The following is a 15,325-nucleotide window of genomic DNA, read 5'->3' as shown; positions in this document are numbered from 1 at the left end:
CAATTGCGTGTTATTCCCACTGAATGCCGTGCTCGTGATAACGATGAAGCCGCTGGCGCTTGCGAAGCTTCACAAGCAGAATTCCGCCTCTCACGACTGCGCGGCATATGCGCGGCTTGACCAGCTTCGGCAGCTTGATCACTTCATGCTTGCCGCTTGGAAGCCCGTCAACCCGTACGCGGTCCTCCCGTACATGCAGCGATATCGCATAGCGGTCATAACCGGTTGGAAGACGATACTTCACTTGAAGATACTGTTTCGTTTCCGAGAACTCGGCGGAGGTTGAAGAGGAGCTTCCGAGCAGTCCGGCCGCTTCCGGCAGCGCCTTCGTCATCATTTTGCGAACGAAGTTCTCAACCCAGTCGGGCTCTCGAAAAATTTCAAACCCTTTCGGCAACTGCTGGCCTTCCATCCAGCGTTCCAGGTCATCCCACTTGGACGTCATCGCTTCAAGCTCCTCCCTTCCTCTGTATGCACTCTCTTCAGTCTATGCATACGCCTATAGGCGGGATACTGGGCATCCGGGTAACGTCTGGGCGAATGCCGCATACGATGTAACAAACAGATTTCATAAAGGGTGATTGAAATGCCGGCAGTCGTCGGGTTCGTGAAAGTCGTAAGCGTAGGTTCAGGCTCCATCGTGCAATTCGGCGATACATTGCAAATATCCCCGTCCAGCAACTCCAAAACATATGCGGGTTCAGGCTCCTTCCTGACCGGAAGCCTGACCAATTCCAACAATGCCGTCAGCGCGACGAATTCGCTTGATCCGGATCTGCAAGACAACACCAATGTGCCGAACGGGGCGAATCTCATATGAATTGGACGATTCATCAGCAGATTACGATTCATCAATTCAAGGTAGACAGCGTCGCGAACAGCTCCGTCGTCCAAGTGGGAAGCGCAGGCTCCATCCGTTCCTTATCGCAGCTGTACAATACGGGCGGGTTCACTGGTCCCGCCCCGCAGCTGCAGGAGGAGAATCCGCTCACCTTCGTTCCGCTTCCCAATCCGACCTGATCCCGCTCGGCAACGCGCATTCCCCGGAGAGGAGTCTGACGCATGAAAGAACAAAGCGAGCTGTCCCCGTGGCAAGCCTGGTCTCTCAGCGTGCAGCAGCGGCTGAAGGAGCAGCAAGAGCAGATTAACCGGCTTCAGCATGAGCTGTCCCGGTTGTCTGGCAAGATGAAGGAGCTGGAGGAGAAGCCGACATACCATATCGACAGCATTAATTATAAATTCGATCAATTAAAGGTAGAGAAGCTGGAGGGCACGCTGAATATCGGCATGTCCGCTCCGGGAGAAGGCGAAGCGCCCGGCAATATCGAGCAACTCGCCGTATCGCATACCGGCCAGTTCCCGATGGCTCCTTCCTCCGTTCCCCAGACGTCAAGCGAGGACAACACGTTCCAGAGAATAGCCTCCCGTATGAACGACTACTTGAACAGGGAAGGGTATGAGACGCTTGTTCGGTTGGAGCAGGAATACGGCTTAACGCTTGATCAGCATCACAGGCGCATCATAATCGAGGATGTGCGCAAGCAGATGCCTGCGCGGATTCGCTATTATTTGCAGCAGCACGGGAACGGTACGGTCAATGGGGCGGGGGGCGGCAATGAGCAACAGGAATATCCCGATCTGATACTCGACCGGATATTCCTGAAGACGCGGCGGGATGCCGACACCGCGATGCAGGCCTACATGCGCCAGCTTACATCGATTCACGACAATGAACAGTCAGGAGGCGCAACATGATCCATTTCAAAGTGATTAACCATTCGCTCGCCGTAGGTGAAATCGACGTATTCGGCGTATCCAGCTCATCCATGCTGCAGGTCGGAGATACCGAAGTCGTCAATCTGTACTCTGTGTTCGACACGCCGCCGGAATCCGTCGTTATCGGGCCGCTTGCCCCATATCCTGAGCCCGGGCAGGAATCCGTGACGAGCAGGGAAGGCAACGTCAATGAGTGAATACTGCCCGTGTCCGCAATATGCGGTCAGAACGGCCAAGATCGGCGCTGTCTGCATCATTAGCGCCGCCACTGCTTCCGTCGTGCAATTCGGGGATCGTGGAGATACGTATGCATTGCTGCGAGCGCTTGCCGTGCAGCGGGCGGAGAACCACATTACGGCAGGAGAAGCTTACTTCGAAGCCTACTCCATCTTCAATCGTCCGCTGCCGTATATGATCGATCTGCTTTATGATACCGGTCAGCTTATACAGACGGAGAGAATCAATCACTGTCCGGATATCAGGGTAGGCTTCGTCCGCGTGACGGCGATGGGTTCTTCTTCCAGCTTCCTCGCCGGCAATGCCAGGAGCAACAATGCAACATCGAAGATTAAGCATATCCGGCAATACCCCAGCCATAACGCATCGGGAAAGAGCCTCCCCGGCCAATGAGGAGGCTCTTCGACTTGCAGCTAACGCGAGGCCAACTGCTTGAATTTCGCGGCGTACTTGCATACGCTCTGCACGAAGGTGGCGTGCGACCACGTAAGTGGCGCAACAGACAACGGCGATCCATCATAAGGATGAAGCTGCTCCGGCAGCACGCCGCTCTCCAGCGCATGATCCGCTACCCACTGCAGCGTATCCCGCGGCCTGGACAGCTCCTCCAGCGACTTGGCGGATTCGATCTCGAAGTTCGCCATCCAGAGCGTGCATATAATCCACGGATTGCCCGGCACTCTGTCTATGTCGCCCGATTGCTGGAAGTAGTAATCGTTCGTATAGCGGGCTATTCCGCCAACCTCCGTCTTGATGCCGAGCCCCGACTTGATCGCTCCCATCGTCCGCTTGACGCGTTCGTCCTCTACCGGCAGCACACCGAATTCCAGTATGCCGAACAAGCTGCTCTCCAACGTCATATCCTTCACCCAGCGGTTGTCCTTCTGAATCAAGCCGCGTGCGAAGCGTCCGGCTTCCTCGTCCCACAGATGGGTTAACATGCCCGCCTTGATCCGCTCGGCCGCTTCCTTGTACCGATCGCTTCGCTCATAATCGCCGAACAGCTCCGTGAAGAATGCGGCCGCCTTCAATCCGCCGTATACGGACGCAGTCGTATACGTCCATATGCCGTAGCGCTCCTCCCACAAGTCGTAGCTTGGCCGCGGAAGCGACAAGGACGGCTCCATATACTCGCACAGGAATGACGCCGACTTGCGGATCAGATTGCTATACAGCGATTGGGGCAATTCGATAACCCCGTTGCGCTCGTAATCTCTCCATAACGCGAACAATACGAGCGCCGTCTCGTCCTCCTGAATCGGCAGGCGCCTGCTTCCCTGTACGATATAGGGATGCCAGCTGGAGCCGACCGTCCCGTCAGGATTGTACTTGTGGTACAAGTAGCCTTCCGGAGCGAGAGCTGCGGCACAGAAGTGAAAGAACGGAGCGATAACGCTCTGATAGCCGGCCAGCGACATCGCGTCGGCGATAAGCGCGCCGTCCCTCGGCCACATATAGCTATAGTGATCGCGGTTATACTGCAAGATATCGGTATCGTTCGCAGCCAATATCGCGCCTTGCTCATCCACCTGGGTGCGCACCATGAGCAGACTGATCTTGAACAGGCGCACGACTTCCGGCGGCAGATTGCCCAGATCTGATTCCGCTCTCCCTAGCCAATGCTTCCAATAGACGACGATCCGGCTGAGCAGCTTCTCCGGATGATTGTCCTGGACATACTGCTCCAGCGCCTTGACTTCCTCCAGATTGCGGCCGATCGACATCCAGTAGAAGAAGCTCTTCTCCCCGCCCGGCTCGACGAACGTACGGAAGCTGATCGTGCTGTCCACTGAGCCTTGAGCGATGGAATTGCCCATCAGGATGCCGTCCTCCGCATCGCGCCAAGTGCCTTCGGCGGATTGGAACCGCTTGATGCCGGTCGAGTACTGCATCATGCCGCCTTCGTCGCTCATCCCGCTGAACATGAAATAATTGGAGCGCTTGTAATGGTACAGAGTATGATTCTCGGGATAGTAGACAGCGGTATCTCCCACCTCGGAGCCGTCGATCATCAGATCCTGATGGAAGAACAGCCGAACCTCGCGTCTCGAAGACCTCAGATTGCGGACGACGACCCGCTTCAAGTAGATGCATTCCCGCTGATGGATGCCGTCGTTCATATACAACTCGATGCCAATGGCGTCATTCCTCGCGATAATATTCGTCACGAGCGAATCTTCAACGTAATCCAGCTTGAACTGCCACTCCGGCTCATCCAGCCATGAGAATATGCCCTCGACCCATATGCCGAAGCGGCAATAATGACCGCCGACATGGTTCAGCTGCCCGACGTAGGGATAGTATATATCTCTTATGAAGCAATGCCGATCCAGGTTAAGCAGCATCTTTCCGTTCCCGATTACGAGGTGACGGGCCATGTCTCCTGCTCCTTTCGGTAAGCCAGAAGCTGCTCATACATATCCATGTACATTTTCGCCGAGCTATTCCAGCTGTAGTCTTCCCGGGCGCCATTGTCCACGATTTCCTTCCACTTCTTCTCGTCCCGGAACAGTCCGATCGCGCGCTTAAGCGTAAACAGGAAATCATGCGCGTTATAGTTGCTGAAGCTGAAGCCGTTGCCCGAGCCTGCAGCCTCCTCATAGTCTCTGACCGTGTCCTTCAGCCCGCCCGTCTCTCTGACGATCGGCACGGAGCGGTAGCGCAGCGCTACAAGCTGGCCCAGGCCGCACGGCTCGAAGCGGGAAGGCATGGCGAACATATCGGCCCCTGCGTAGATCCGACGCGCCATCCGGTCGCTGTAGCCGAGCCACAATCGCGCCTTGTCGGGATACCGCTCCGCCGCCTCGGCCAACATGCGCTCGTAACGATGCTCGCCCGCTCCCAGAACGACAAGCTGAACATCCTCCTGCAGCAGCTCGTCGATAATCGCGGCGAGCAGATCGAAGCCCTTCTGCTCCACCAGACGCGATACGATGCCGATCATCGGAATATCGGCGGACTGCGGCAGCGCCAGCTCCGCTTGCAAGTCCAGCTTGTTTTTGCGCTTGCGGGACAGGGAGCTGCGATACGGCGTATGGAGAGCGGAATCGTTCATGGGATCGTAATAGCTCTCGTCAATGCCATTAACGATGCCGGTCAGATCCTCTCTCCGGTATGCAAGCAGCGGGTCCAACCGCTCGCCGTAATAAGCGGTCTGAATTTCCTCCGCATATGACGGACTGACCGTCGTCAGCTTGTCGGCGAAGCCGATCCCGGCTTTCATGCAGTTGGCATCGCCATAGAAGCCCAGTCCGTCGTAATCGAACAGATCGTCACCAGCTCCCGTCAGCTCCTTGATCAATTCCATATTGAAGACGCCTTGATACTTCAGGTTATGGATGGTGAACAGAGACTTCACGTAAGCCCATGCAGGATCGAATGCATATCTCGTGCGAAGCAGGAACGGGATGAGCGCTGTCTGCCAATCGTGGCAATGCACGATATCGGGCTTGAAGCCGGCATACCTTGCCGCCTCCATGACAGCCATGCTGAAGAAGACGAACCTCTCCGCATCGTCGTCATACCCGTACAATCCGCTGCGCTTGAAATAATACTCGTTGTCGATCAGATAGACGACCATTCCGTCGATTTCCGCCATCAGCAAGCCACAGTACTGACTGCGCCAGCCGAAGGTGACATTGAATTCCGCAATACGGCTGAACCGGGAGGCGTAGTTCTCCGGAATCTCCTCATATTTGGGCATGATCAGCCTGACATCCGCTCCCCTTTGCTTAAGCGCCTTCGGCAGCGCATAGGACACATCCGCCAGTCCTCCTGTTTTCGCCAACGGAACCGCCTCTGAAGCAGCATACAATACGTTCATTCCCCTACTCCTCCATTCCTTTACAGCGTCTTATAGCGATCCTGTAAGGCTGCCTGTCAAATAATTTTTTTCTTACCCGCCACGAATGGCGACGTCCCCACTCCCCTGATGTCCCGTCCCGCTTCCACACACACATCCTTATCCAGAATGCTGTTATGCACACAGCTGTCGCGCCCGATCCGGCCATTCTGCATGACGATGCTGTCCTTCACCACCGCACCGCGCTCCACGTGTACCCCCCGGAACAATATGCTGTTCACAACGGTGCCTTCAATTCTGCAGCCGTTGGCAACCAGCGAACCGGTAACCTTGGAGCCCGCTTCGTAACGTGCCGGCGGTTCGTCCTTCACCTTCGTGAAGATGGGGCCAGGCTGGAAGAATAACTCCCGCCACACGTCCGACCGCAACAGATTCCGGTTATGCGTATAGAAGCTGGACAGCGTATTGACGACCCCCAGGTAGCCGTCATAACAGTAGCCGTATACGTTCAGCTCGTCAAGCCTGGAGAAGATGGCGTGCCGGACGAGATGGTCCTGCCCTTGCGCCAGCGAGGTCTCCACCAGCTCCATCAGCTTATCCCGCCGCATAACATACATCTCCATCGAGCTGACGTCGCTGATCATGCGGCCGTAATGATCCTGCATCGCATTGATCCGGCCATCTCCATCCATGCGAACCTTCCGGGCCTTGCCGGGAAGCGGCTGATCGTGCTGCTTGCAGACGACAGTAATATCCGCCCCTTTCTGCTGATGGAATCGGAGCACAGCGTCAAAGTCGATATTGCACACCATATAGCTGCGTGTAATGACGACATAATCGTGTGGCGAGCGATTGAAGAAATCTCGATGCTGGTAGAAGTGATACAGATCTCCCCGGCTCAGCTCCTGTATATCATCCGTTGCGGGGGGCAAAATGAACAAGCCGCTATGCCGATGCTGTTGAAGATCCCAGTTTTTTCCATTGCCCATATGATCCATTAACGAGCGATATTTTTTATGAGCGAATACACCGACTTTGGATATGCCGGAATTGACCATGCTGGACAATACAAAGTCAATCAGTCTGTATCTAGCCCCGAACGGCACTGTAGCGAGACAGCGGCTTTGGGTCAGATGCTCCAGCTCGTCGTTTTCGTGTATTAGGTTAATTACGCCAAGCAAATTCATTTTCATAGATTTTCAACCTCCTGCAGCACGTCGTGATCTTGATCATGGCTTCGAACGCACTGCTCAACGGCCACAACCGTTATGGCGTCGTCATCGGGATGGCCGATTGTCGCTCCCGCTTCTATGACAGCCCCTTCGCCAATAATCGCACGATAGATTCGTGCCCCGGAGCCGATTCTCACGTTCGGCATAATGACAGACTCCTTGATCAGGCTGCCTTCCTCCGCCTGCACGCCGAAGAACAGCACGGAACGGTCGACATGGCCTTCCACGATGCACCCTTCCGACAGCAGAGACGCATTCAGCATGGCGTTCCTCCCGATATACTGGGCAGGCTTGTTGGCGCTGACGGAATAGATGCGCCATTCCGGGTCAGACAGCTCAAGCGGCGGCTTCTCCTCCAGCAAGTCCATGTTCGCTTCCCACAAGCTTTCTATCGTTCCGACATCCTTCCAATAGCCCTTGAATGGATAGCAATGCATGCGCAGTCCGTCCCGCATCATTGCCGGAATGACGTCCTTGCCGAAGTCGTGGCTGGAAGTGCGGCTCACTTCGTCATAGATCAGATACCTTTGCAGCGCCTGCCAGGAGAAAATGTATACGCCCATGGAAGCGATGTTGCTGGAAGGGATTTTCGGCTTCTCTTCGAATGCGGTTATCCGATCCTCGTCGTCGACATGCATGACGCCGAAGCGGCTGGCTTCTCGCCATGGAACTCCGATTCCGGCGATCGTCACATCCGCGCCGGATCGCTTATGATGCTGAAGCATCATATCGTAATCCATCTTGTAAATATGGTCGCCGGAAATAATAAGCACATACTCCGGATTGTAGCGTTCAATAAAGCCCATATTCTGATAGATTGCATTGGCCGTTCCCTTATACCAGACGCCGCCCTTCTGCTTGACGTAAGGCGGCAATACGGTCATGCCGCCGTCGCGGCGGTCCAGTCCCCACGGGCTTCCGATGCCCAGATAACGATTCAGCTCAAGCGGCTGATACTGCGTCAGCACTCCAACCGTATCAATGCCGGAATGGGCACAGTTGCTTAGCGCAAAGTCGATAATGCGGTACTTCCCTCCGAAATAGACTGCCGGTTTAGCCAGATCCTTTGTCAGCACGCCTAGTCTTTTTCCCTCTCCTCCTGCCAGCAGCATTGCTATCATTTCTTTGCGGCTCATGGACACCAACTCCTTCTTGTAAGAGGTTGTTTAAGATGTGTCCCCCATCGTAGGTAAGAAGCATAAAGGTGAATGGGGGCAACTGAAGTGAAATACTCTGATCGCGACCGTGCCATGCTGTCTTCTCACTGCTGCAGCACCGCTGCTGAAGTGTGTCCGTACCACCAAACTGGCGTTCATTGCTGTTCAATAGAATACGGTACAAGCCATGCTTTGGAACGCCGATCCGGTAATTGCAGTACTCCTCTCTTGAGAAATTCGCCACAATTACTGCAAAGTCAGAGAAACCACAACGAATAAAGGATATGATCGATTGCTCGGCATTATGAACGTCAATCCATTGAAAACATTCCGGCTCCCTGTCCCGCTCCCACAGCGAGGGCTGTCCGCGGTACAGCGCATTGAGCTTGCGGACATAATCGTGCATCGAACGATGGGAATCGTAGTCCAGGAGCATCCAGTCCAGCATATCGCCGTCCTTCCATTCGTCGAATTGCCCCCACTCGCCTCCCATGAACAACAGCTTTTTTCCGGGATGCGTCATCCAATAGCCGTAGAACAGTCTGAGCTGGGCGAATTTTTCCTCGTACGTCCCGGGCATTTTGTTCAGTAGCGAACGCTTCCCGTGCACAACTTCGTCATGGGAGAGGGGCAATATATAGTTTTCGGAAAAAGCATAGCATAGCGAGAATGTAATCAAATGATGATGATGTCTGCGGTGTTCAGGCTGCAGCTCCATATAGCGGAGCATATCGTTCATCCAGCCCATATTCCACTTGAAGTTGAAGCCGAGGCCGCCCAAGTAGGTCGGAGAAGTAACAGCGGGCCATGCGGAGGAATCCTCCGCCAGCATAAGTGCATTGGGGTAATAATGAAATACCGTTTCATTGAGCTTCTTCAGGAAGCGGAGCGCGTCCAGATTGTCCCTGCCGCCCAGTTCGTTGAAGGTGAAACAGTCGGGAGACCTGTCCATATGAAGGTTAATCATGTTGGCGACGGCATCTACACGCAAGCCGTCGATATGAAATCTGTCCATCCAGTAGATCGCATTGGAGATTAGAAAGCTTACAACCTCGCTGCGCGAGAAATCGAAGGCCAAGGTGCCCCAGAGCGGCAGCTCCGCTCTGCGGGCATCCGCTCCCTCATAGAGCGGTGAGCCGTCAAACATCCGAAGGCCGTGGTCGTCCTTGCAGAAGTGCCCCGGCACCCAGTCCATAATGACGCCCAGTCCGTTGCGATGGCAGCTGTTGACGAACACCATAAGCCCGCGGGGGTTGCCGTAACGAGCAGTCGGACTGTAGAAGCCGGTAATCTGATACCCCCATGACTGATCAAGCGGATGCTCCGCCAGGGGCAGCAGTTCGATATGGGTATAGCCCATATGTACCGCATACGGAATCAGATCGTCGGCCAGTTCCTCGTAAGAGTAGAACAGCTCCTTTCCTTTAATTTTCCACGAGCCCGGATGTGTCTCGTAGATGAGGAGCGGACTGGTATAAGGCTGCTTCCTGCTTCTCTCTTCATACCATTGCCCGTCGCTCCATGAGTACTCATTGGGATCGGCTACTACCGAGGCAGTACCGGGCCGCAGCTCCGATTGGAAGGCATAGGGATCGCTCTTGCGGATTGTGGCTCCATCGCTTGTGAGGAACTCGTATTTGTAGAGCTCCCCGACGCGCAGTCGAGGGACAAACAATACATGCACACCCGTCGTTCCGAGCCGCTCCATGCGATGAGCTTCGCCATTCCAATCGTTGAACGAACCGATCACCCTCGCCTCCGAAGCCTCTGGCGCCCATACCGCGAAGCGGACACCCGATCCTTCCGCTGAATCGATGGGATGTGCACCCATGAACCGGTAGCTGTGATGAGACTCCCCTCTGTTGAATAAATAAATATCTTCCCTGGAAATACCGCTAGGCATCGTTTCAATCACTGAAATCTCACCTCCATGGAAGAGTTGTTAACACTATTATACGTAAATCTTTGAAAAAGACCAGTTAATTTTCAAGAAATAGGACTTTTATTGTATCTTGTGTCATATTACCTCACTTTTCGACGTCATGCGTCAACATTGTCGATTATCCCATTTTCATGACGCGATTGAGCCGATTCCCATTTCGTGTCCTCTCGTTTGTCCGTCCATGATGTCCTTTACAGCCGGCAGCAATGACAGCGCCTTGCATGTGTCCATCTTAGCGCGATTTTGTTATGGAATAAAGCGGGCTAAACCTCTGATATCCGCGATTTTCGGCTCGATATGGGGGTGATGGTGCCCGTAAGGCCCACAACAGCGGGAAAGTCTAATTCTTTAAATCTTTATATGAATTCCATGTAAACGCATGATCTCCATTCAGACGATCTCCAAGCTGCGAACGCTCCTTTTCAGCGCCATGTCAAAAAGCCCCGAAGGCTTACAGCTGAGCTGATCGCCTCGGGGCTTTTCCGTTCATGTTCATGATATATGGCCGGTTACAGGCAAGCCATCATCCCCTCTGGATGAAAGGGGTTAGCTCGCCGCGGTACAGAATATGAAGCTCATGCATCGCTCTGGTGCAAGCGGTATAGAACAGCTTCCGTTCGCTCTCCGCACTGTATTGCCGGCTGGAAGCGTCGCTGATGACAACCGCGTCGAATTCGACGCCTTTCGCCAAATAAGACGGGATTACCACCTGGCCTTGTTCGAAGGTGGCCGTATCCGAACCGATCAGCCGCAATTGCGGACAGGACTGCTTCATTCTGTCGTAGACGTCTCTACTCTCTTCTGCAGACTTGCAAATAACGGCTACGGAGCGATATCCGCTTCTCTCCAGCTCGGCAAGCTTATGCCGCAGCGCATCTGTGTTCGCGGCTTCATCGCTTACACCTGTCACAACCGGCTCCTTGCCGCTCCGGTTGAAGGGCTCAATCCGATGTCCGGCAGGCAGCATGCCGGCGGTGAATTGGATAATCTCCTGCGTCGATCTGTAGCTGCGCGTCAGCGTTATCGTCTCGGTATGCTCCTCGCCGAACAGGCCGCTCAGCCGATGGAAGCCTTCGCCGGACGATGCGTGGGCGAATATCGTCTGATTGCTGTCCCCGAGCACGGTCATCTTCGCACCCGGGAATAATCTCTTCAAGTAATGGAATTGGAACAGCGAGTAATCCTGCGCTTCATCGATCAGCACATGCTTAATTTTCGTATTGGTATGGAAGCCCTCCAGCTTCTCCAGGAAGTACAAATACGGCGTAGCGTCTTCATAAGGCATCATGCCTTCATCGAGACGCGCGAGCGTCCACTGCGCAATAGAATCCCATTGCTCAGGAAGCTCAGCACCTCCATGGCTTCGGTTGAACAGCCCCTTGTACATGGCGGGCACATCGATAAATTTCAACCGTTTCACGCGCATGCGGAGCGGCTTGAATTTTCGCTGAACGATTCGGGCGGCGAGATAATCCCGTTCCGAATCGGCGTCATCGAACGATGCTTCGTGGAATTTGTTCTTGCCTCTCAGCTCCTGGAATGCTTGGATGTACTCGTCATTGTCAAGCAGCTCCATCTCGTCCTCCACCCAGCTTCTCTTCCGCTCCAGCTTGCCAAGCCCGGTCAGCTCCTTCAGCAGCCATTCCGACAACATTCGCAGCCGGTTCGGAATGGATATGCCGCTATCCATTCCGTAGAAGCGCTCTCGCATTGCCTCCTCGCCGATCAGCACTCTCCCGCGGAATTTCAATGGTCTGAAGCGCAAGCCCTGCACCTTCAACTCCTCCGCATAGGCATCGATGATGTGCATGAAGGTGATGTCGGATTTATAAGCCATTCCCGCCATTCGCTGATCGTACTTGCGGTCGCGCTCGGCCGTCAGCTTATACTCCATGCTGTCATACTGATCTTCAAGTCGGAAGGCACCGCCCAGCCGATGTTCCAAATATTGCTGATAAGTCGTTTGTCCCATATTCTGCTCGCCAAGCTCCGGCAGTACAGTCGCAATGTAACTGTTGAACATAGGATTGGGAGAGAACAGCAAAATCTGCTCCGCGCTAAGCGTATCTCGGTAACGGTATAGCAAGTAGGCAACCCGCTGCAGGGCTGCAGACGTCTTGCCGCTGCCTGCGGCTCCCTGCACGATGAGCAGCCTTGCTCGTTCATTGCGGATAATCTGATTCTGCTCCCTCTGAATCGTGGCCACGATGCTCTTCATGGCGGCATCCGAATGCTTGCCCAGCACCTCTTGCAGCAGCTCGTCGCCAATCGTGACACCCGTATCGAACATGCTTCTTATCGTTCCATCGCGAATGACATATTGGCGTTTAAGCGTCATCTCGCCTTGAATGGTGCCAGCCGGGGTCGTATAGCGGATCGGACCCGGGCCATAGTCGTAGTAAACGCTGCTCACGGGCGCGCGCCAGTCGTAGACAAGATAATTCTCTCCGCTTTCGTCCAGCAGCGATCCTACACCCAGATAGACCGGCTCGGCAGCGGCAGGATCTTCGCCTTCCTCTATGATATCGATTCGTCCGAAGTAGGGAGAATCCATCAGCCGTATAAGGGTTTTCAGCTGCGCTGCAGCTACGCGATGGCTCCTCTCACGCTCGGACAGCAATTCCGCTTGCTGCTTCATACTGGCATAGGTTTCGGCTGTCTCGGCAGCATCCTCGAAGTTAACGGTGACATCGTCCCAGAAGTGGCGGCGGATTGTAACAATCTCATCTCGTAGTCCGCCCGTCTGCAGTTCCAACATTGCCATTCTCTGTTTCATCAGTCGACGCAATTCCTCTACACGCCGTTGCTCCTGCTGCAGCCCGTCTGGTTTATCTATAATGGACATACGTACCTCCTTGCGGCTGGAATCCAATATCATCCAGCATAATTTTGCCGGGACCGGAATGGAATCGGAATATAATTTCCTCGATTGCGGTGGGTGCCAGTTGACCGGTGAAGCTGTCATCTTCAGCGGAGAATTGCTCCAGCGGCACCACGAATGTCTGGAATACGGCTTCCGATGATCGCTCATATTTCTCGTCCTTGACGATGTCGTCCAGCCAAGGCAGCCTCATGAACGCCGTATAATAAGGAGGCTGAACCGGCACCAGCTCCTGCATGCGGACTGCATATTCTCCGCCGTTCCGCATGACAAGCACGATCTCTACGTCAGGAAGCGGCGGCAGCTCATTCATCAGCTCGGGCTGCATGGGATAGCACTTTCCTTGATCCGCATCTTCACCCGCTTCAACTTCATCATCCTCCGGAAGTCCGGACACGAGATCGTACTCCATATTAATCAGGGAGAATATCAGGCTTCCCCCATCCGTCGACTCCAATTGCCGGACGGCTTCAGGCGCGAGACGGAATGTATACTCCGCCCCTGCTTCACTCCATCCCAGCTCCGCCCCGTTCGTGCCCTTGCTGGCGCCGTCCCTGTTCACAGCGGCATTGCTCATCCAGGAGGTCATCCCGGTAGCGCTGGCATGATCAATACAGGAGTCTGCACCTTCGAACCGTTCGATGGCGACAAAGTCCGCTCCTTCATAGCGATTGACATAGCCTGTCTCCGGCAGCCAGGCCATACCCGACCGATAGTCTTGGAATATCGGCATATACGATTGATTGCCCAGCAGCGTTGCCTCCAAAAATGCCGAAATGTACACCTTGGCTATCTGCCTTTGTTCCTCTCCGCTTAACATATTCCGATCGTTCAGCATCAATCCTCCAGGCCACTTCTCGTCCATCGATCCCCAGTCGGAGTTGAATCTGCTATGGTTGGCATCTTCAATGTAGAGGGAGGACTTGAAATAGCCGGGCTCATTGAAGCCGGTTCGATTGTATTGCCGGGAGCCGTAGAAATGATTGACGTCGCCGTCTCTGGCTCCTTGTATGGTCAAGTAGTTCACATTGCTAAGTCTCGCAGATTCGGAATCCACTCTCTTGTCCGTTGGCGCTATCGCGACCACGGATCTGATCGATACGCCTTCCAGCAGCCTCAAGGAGTCGTCATTCGTGAACCATCTCTCCCGATCCGCAGCCATGGCAACCGCTTGCCCGCCTCTGGAATGCCCGATCATAGCTACATTGTCCCAATCAATCTTGCCGGCGAATACGTCATCCCCCGATTCATCCCATTGAAGGAATTGCCGCAGATGCTGAAGCATCAGCCACGCTCTTGCCTTCATATCATCATTAGGTATGCCGGACCAGACGGAATAATTCAAGAAATTGGCATCGACGGACGCCACGATCATTCCGCGGCTCGCAAGCAACTCACCGAGATACGCGTAGCCCTCGTCGGAGAAGTGCTCCATCAGATGATTGCCGTGCACGATCAGTACGAGCGGGAATTTCCCGTTCTCCTTCGGCATCCATACCGTTCCGTTAATCGGCAGCTCATGCGGGTCGAATCCCCAGAACCATTCTTTCGTCTTGGGCCACTTCGTAATAATCGATGAAGCGTCCACCGGCTCGGAAATCTTGCCGACTTCACTGCCGAACCGCTTCCTGTGCTTATCTCTCCCGCTTCCATAGCTTAAGCTGACTACTTCATGCTCTCCCGTCGCTGACGGATCTTCGGCTGCGACAGGGATGATGCCGGCTGCGCTTGCCGCCGACGCCTCTGCGTCTGCCGCTTCGGCATCCATCAGCATACGCGGAGGCGCAGCGTCACTCGGCGACCAAGCCGCTATAGCCGCTGAAGATCCCAACAGGACTGCCGCCCCTGCCGCCGCTCCCCATCGCATCATGCGCGAACGGCGCAAGCGAATCACCGCGGTTGCCAGCATGCCGGCGATCAATGCTGCGGAAGCATAAGCGATCGCGAATGACAACGAGAGGATGAATCCCCACTCGATGTAATAAAAAATGATATAAGCTTCCAGCGCAACATAGATATATAACGCCGCAAGCCTTCTTGGCAAAGGTAAATAAAGCAAAGAAAGAATATAAGTCAATCCGTAGCAGACAGCCCACATCATGACGGAGTGCAACATCAGCATAAGCAGCATATCCGCCCACAAGCCAAGACCAGTAGGCATCCCCGGAACGCTGACGGCTATGGCGATTGTGCCGAATAACACAAGACTGCCCGCAGCGGCCGCCGACAAGCGGCCATCCCGGGCAAGCCGAATCTCGTATCGACGGGACAGCCAGCGGCCCAGTCTTCTCCACATCC

The 15,325-nt window shown here is 54.6% G+C and carries 13 protein-coding genes; 5 read left to right on the top strand and 8 right to left on the bottom strand.

The features are described 5' to 3' along the window. Positions 1 to 10: 10 nt before the first annotated feature. A complete protein-coding gene (locus M6D81_RS03215; RefSeq protein ID WP_262675349.1) occupies positions 11 to 445 on the bottom strand; it encodes a hypothetical protein in 435 nt (144 codons plus the stop codon). A gap of 141 nt (positions 446 to 586) precedes the next feature. Here M6D81_RS03215 and M6D81_RS03210 point away from each other — a divergent pair, with 141 nt between their 5' ends. The 5 genes from M6D81_RS03210 to M6D81_RS03190 are packed head-to-tail and all read left to right on the top strand — an operon-like array spanning position 587 to position 2,406. Next, complete coding sequence (locus M6D81_RS03210; protein ID WP_262675348.1) at positions 587 to 820, top strand: spore germination protein; 234 nt, start codon at positions 587 to 589, stop codon at positions 818 to 820. Continuing rightward, the gene (locus M6D81_RS03205; protein ID WP_262675347.1) at positions 817 to 1,020 is read left to right on the top strand and encodes a spore germination protein GerPB; all 204 of its coding nucleotides are present in this window, start codon (positions 817 to 819) and stop codon (positions 1,018 to 1,020) included. The genes M6D81_RS03210 and M6D81_RS03205 overlap by 4 nt, the downstream gene beginning before the upstream one ends. Before the next feature lie 42 nt (positions 1,021 to 1,062). Then, complete coding sequence (gene gerPC / locus M6D81_RS03200; protein WP_262675346.1) at positions 1,063 to 1,755, top strand: spore germination protein GerPC; 693 nt, start codon at positions 1,063 to 1,065, stop codon at positions 1,753 to 1,755. Next, positions 1,752 to 1,973 carry a spore gernimation protein GerPD gene (locus M6D81_RS03195; RefSeq protein ID WP_410795683.1) on the top strand — a complete coding sequence of 74 codons (222 nt, stop codon included), beginning with the start codon at positions 1,752 to 1,754 and terminating at the stop codon, positions 1,971 to 1,973. Before gerPC ends, M6D81_RS03195 begins: the two co-directional genes overlap by 4 nt. Then, complete coding sequence (locus M6D81_RS03190; RefSeq protein WP_262675345.1) at positions 1,966 to 2,406, top strand: spore germination protein GerPE; 441 nt, start codon at positions 1,966 to 1,968, stop codon at positions 2,404 to 2,406. Before M6D81_RS03195 ends, M6D81_RS03190 begins: the two co-directional genes overlap by 8 nt. A 20-nt stretch (positions 2,407 to 2,426) precedes the next feature. Here the strand turns inward: M6D81_RS03190 and M6D81_RS03185 are convergent, their stop codons facing one another. The 7 genes from M6D81_RS03185 to M6D81_RS03155 form a co-directional block, all read right to left on the bottom strand. Then, a complete protein-coding gene (locus M6D81_RS03185) occupies positions 2,427 to 4,391 on the bottom strand; it encodes a glycoside hydrolase family 15 protein (RefSeq protein ID WP_262675344.1) in 1,965 nt (654 codons plus the stop codon). Then, entirely contained in the window at positions 4,373 to 5,836 is a 1,464-nt protein-coding gene (gene glgA / locus M6D81_RS03180; protein WP_262675343.1) for a glycogen synthase GlgA, read from the bottom strand. The genes M6D81_RS03185 and glgA overlap by 19 nt, the downstream gene beginning before the upstream one ends. 56 nt (positions 5,837 to 5,892) lie before the next feature. Continuing rightward, entirely contained in the window at positions 5,893 to 7,008 is a 1,116-nt protein-coding gene (glgD, locus tag M6D81_RS03175; protein ID WP_262675342.1) for a glucose-1-phosphate adenylyltransferase subunit GlgD, read from the bottom strand. Then, the gene (locus M6D81_RS03170; protein WP_262675341.1) at positions 7,005 to 8,183 is read right to left on the bottom strand and encodes a glucose-1-phosphate adenylyltransferase; all 1,179 of its coding nucleotides are present in this window, start codon (positions 8,181 to 8,183) and stop codon (positions 7,005 to 7,007) included. The genes glgD and M6D81_RS03170 overlap by 4 nt, the downstream gene beginning before the upstream one ends. Continuing rightward, positions 8,101 to 10,107: a 1,4-alpha-glucan branching protein GlgB gene (glgB, locus tag M6D81_RS03165; protein WP_262675385.1), complete on the bottom strand. Its 2,007-nt coding sequence runs from the start codon at positions 10,105 to 10,107 to the stop codon at positions 8,101 to 8,103. The genes M6D81_RS03170 and glgB overlap by 83 nt, the downstream gene beginning before the upstream one ends. Before the next feature lie 562 nt (positions 10,108 to 10,669). Further along, on the bottom strand, positions 10,670 to 12,991 hold the full coding sequence (helD, locus tag M6D81_RS03160) for an RNA polymerase recycling motor HelD (RefSeq protein WP_262675340.1): 2,322 nt from the start codon (positions 12,989 to 12,991) through the stop codon (positions 10,670 to 10,672). Further along, a complete protein-coding gene (locus tag M6D81_RS03155; protein WP_262675339.1) occupies positions 12,975 to 15,323 on the bottom strand; it encodes an alpha/beta hydrolase family protein in 2,349 nt (782 codons plus the stop codon). The genes helD and M6D81_RS03155 overlap by 17 nt, the downstream gene beginning before the upstream one ends. Between the last annotated feature and the right edge of the window lie 2 nt (positions 15,324 to 15,325).

This window comes from Paenibacillus sp. J5C2022 (assembly GCF_025567625.1).
Lineage (GTDB): Bacteria > Bacillota > Bacilli > Paenibacillales > Paenibacillaceae > Pristimantibacillus.
The sequence above is the reverse complement of the archived record's forward strand: the minus strand, read 5'-3'. Positions and strand labels throughout refer to the sequence as shown.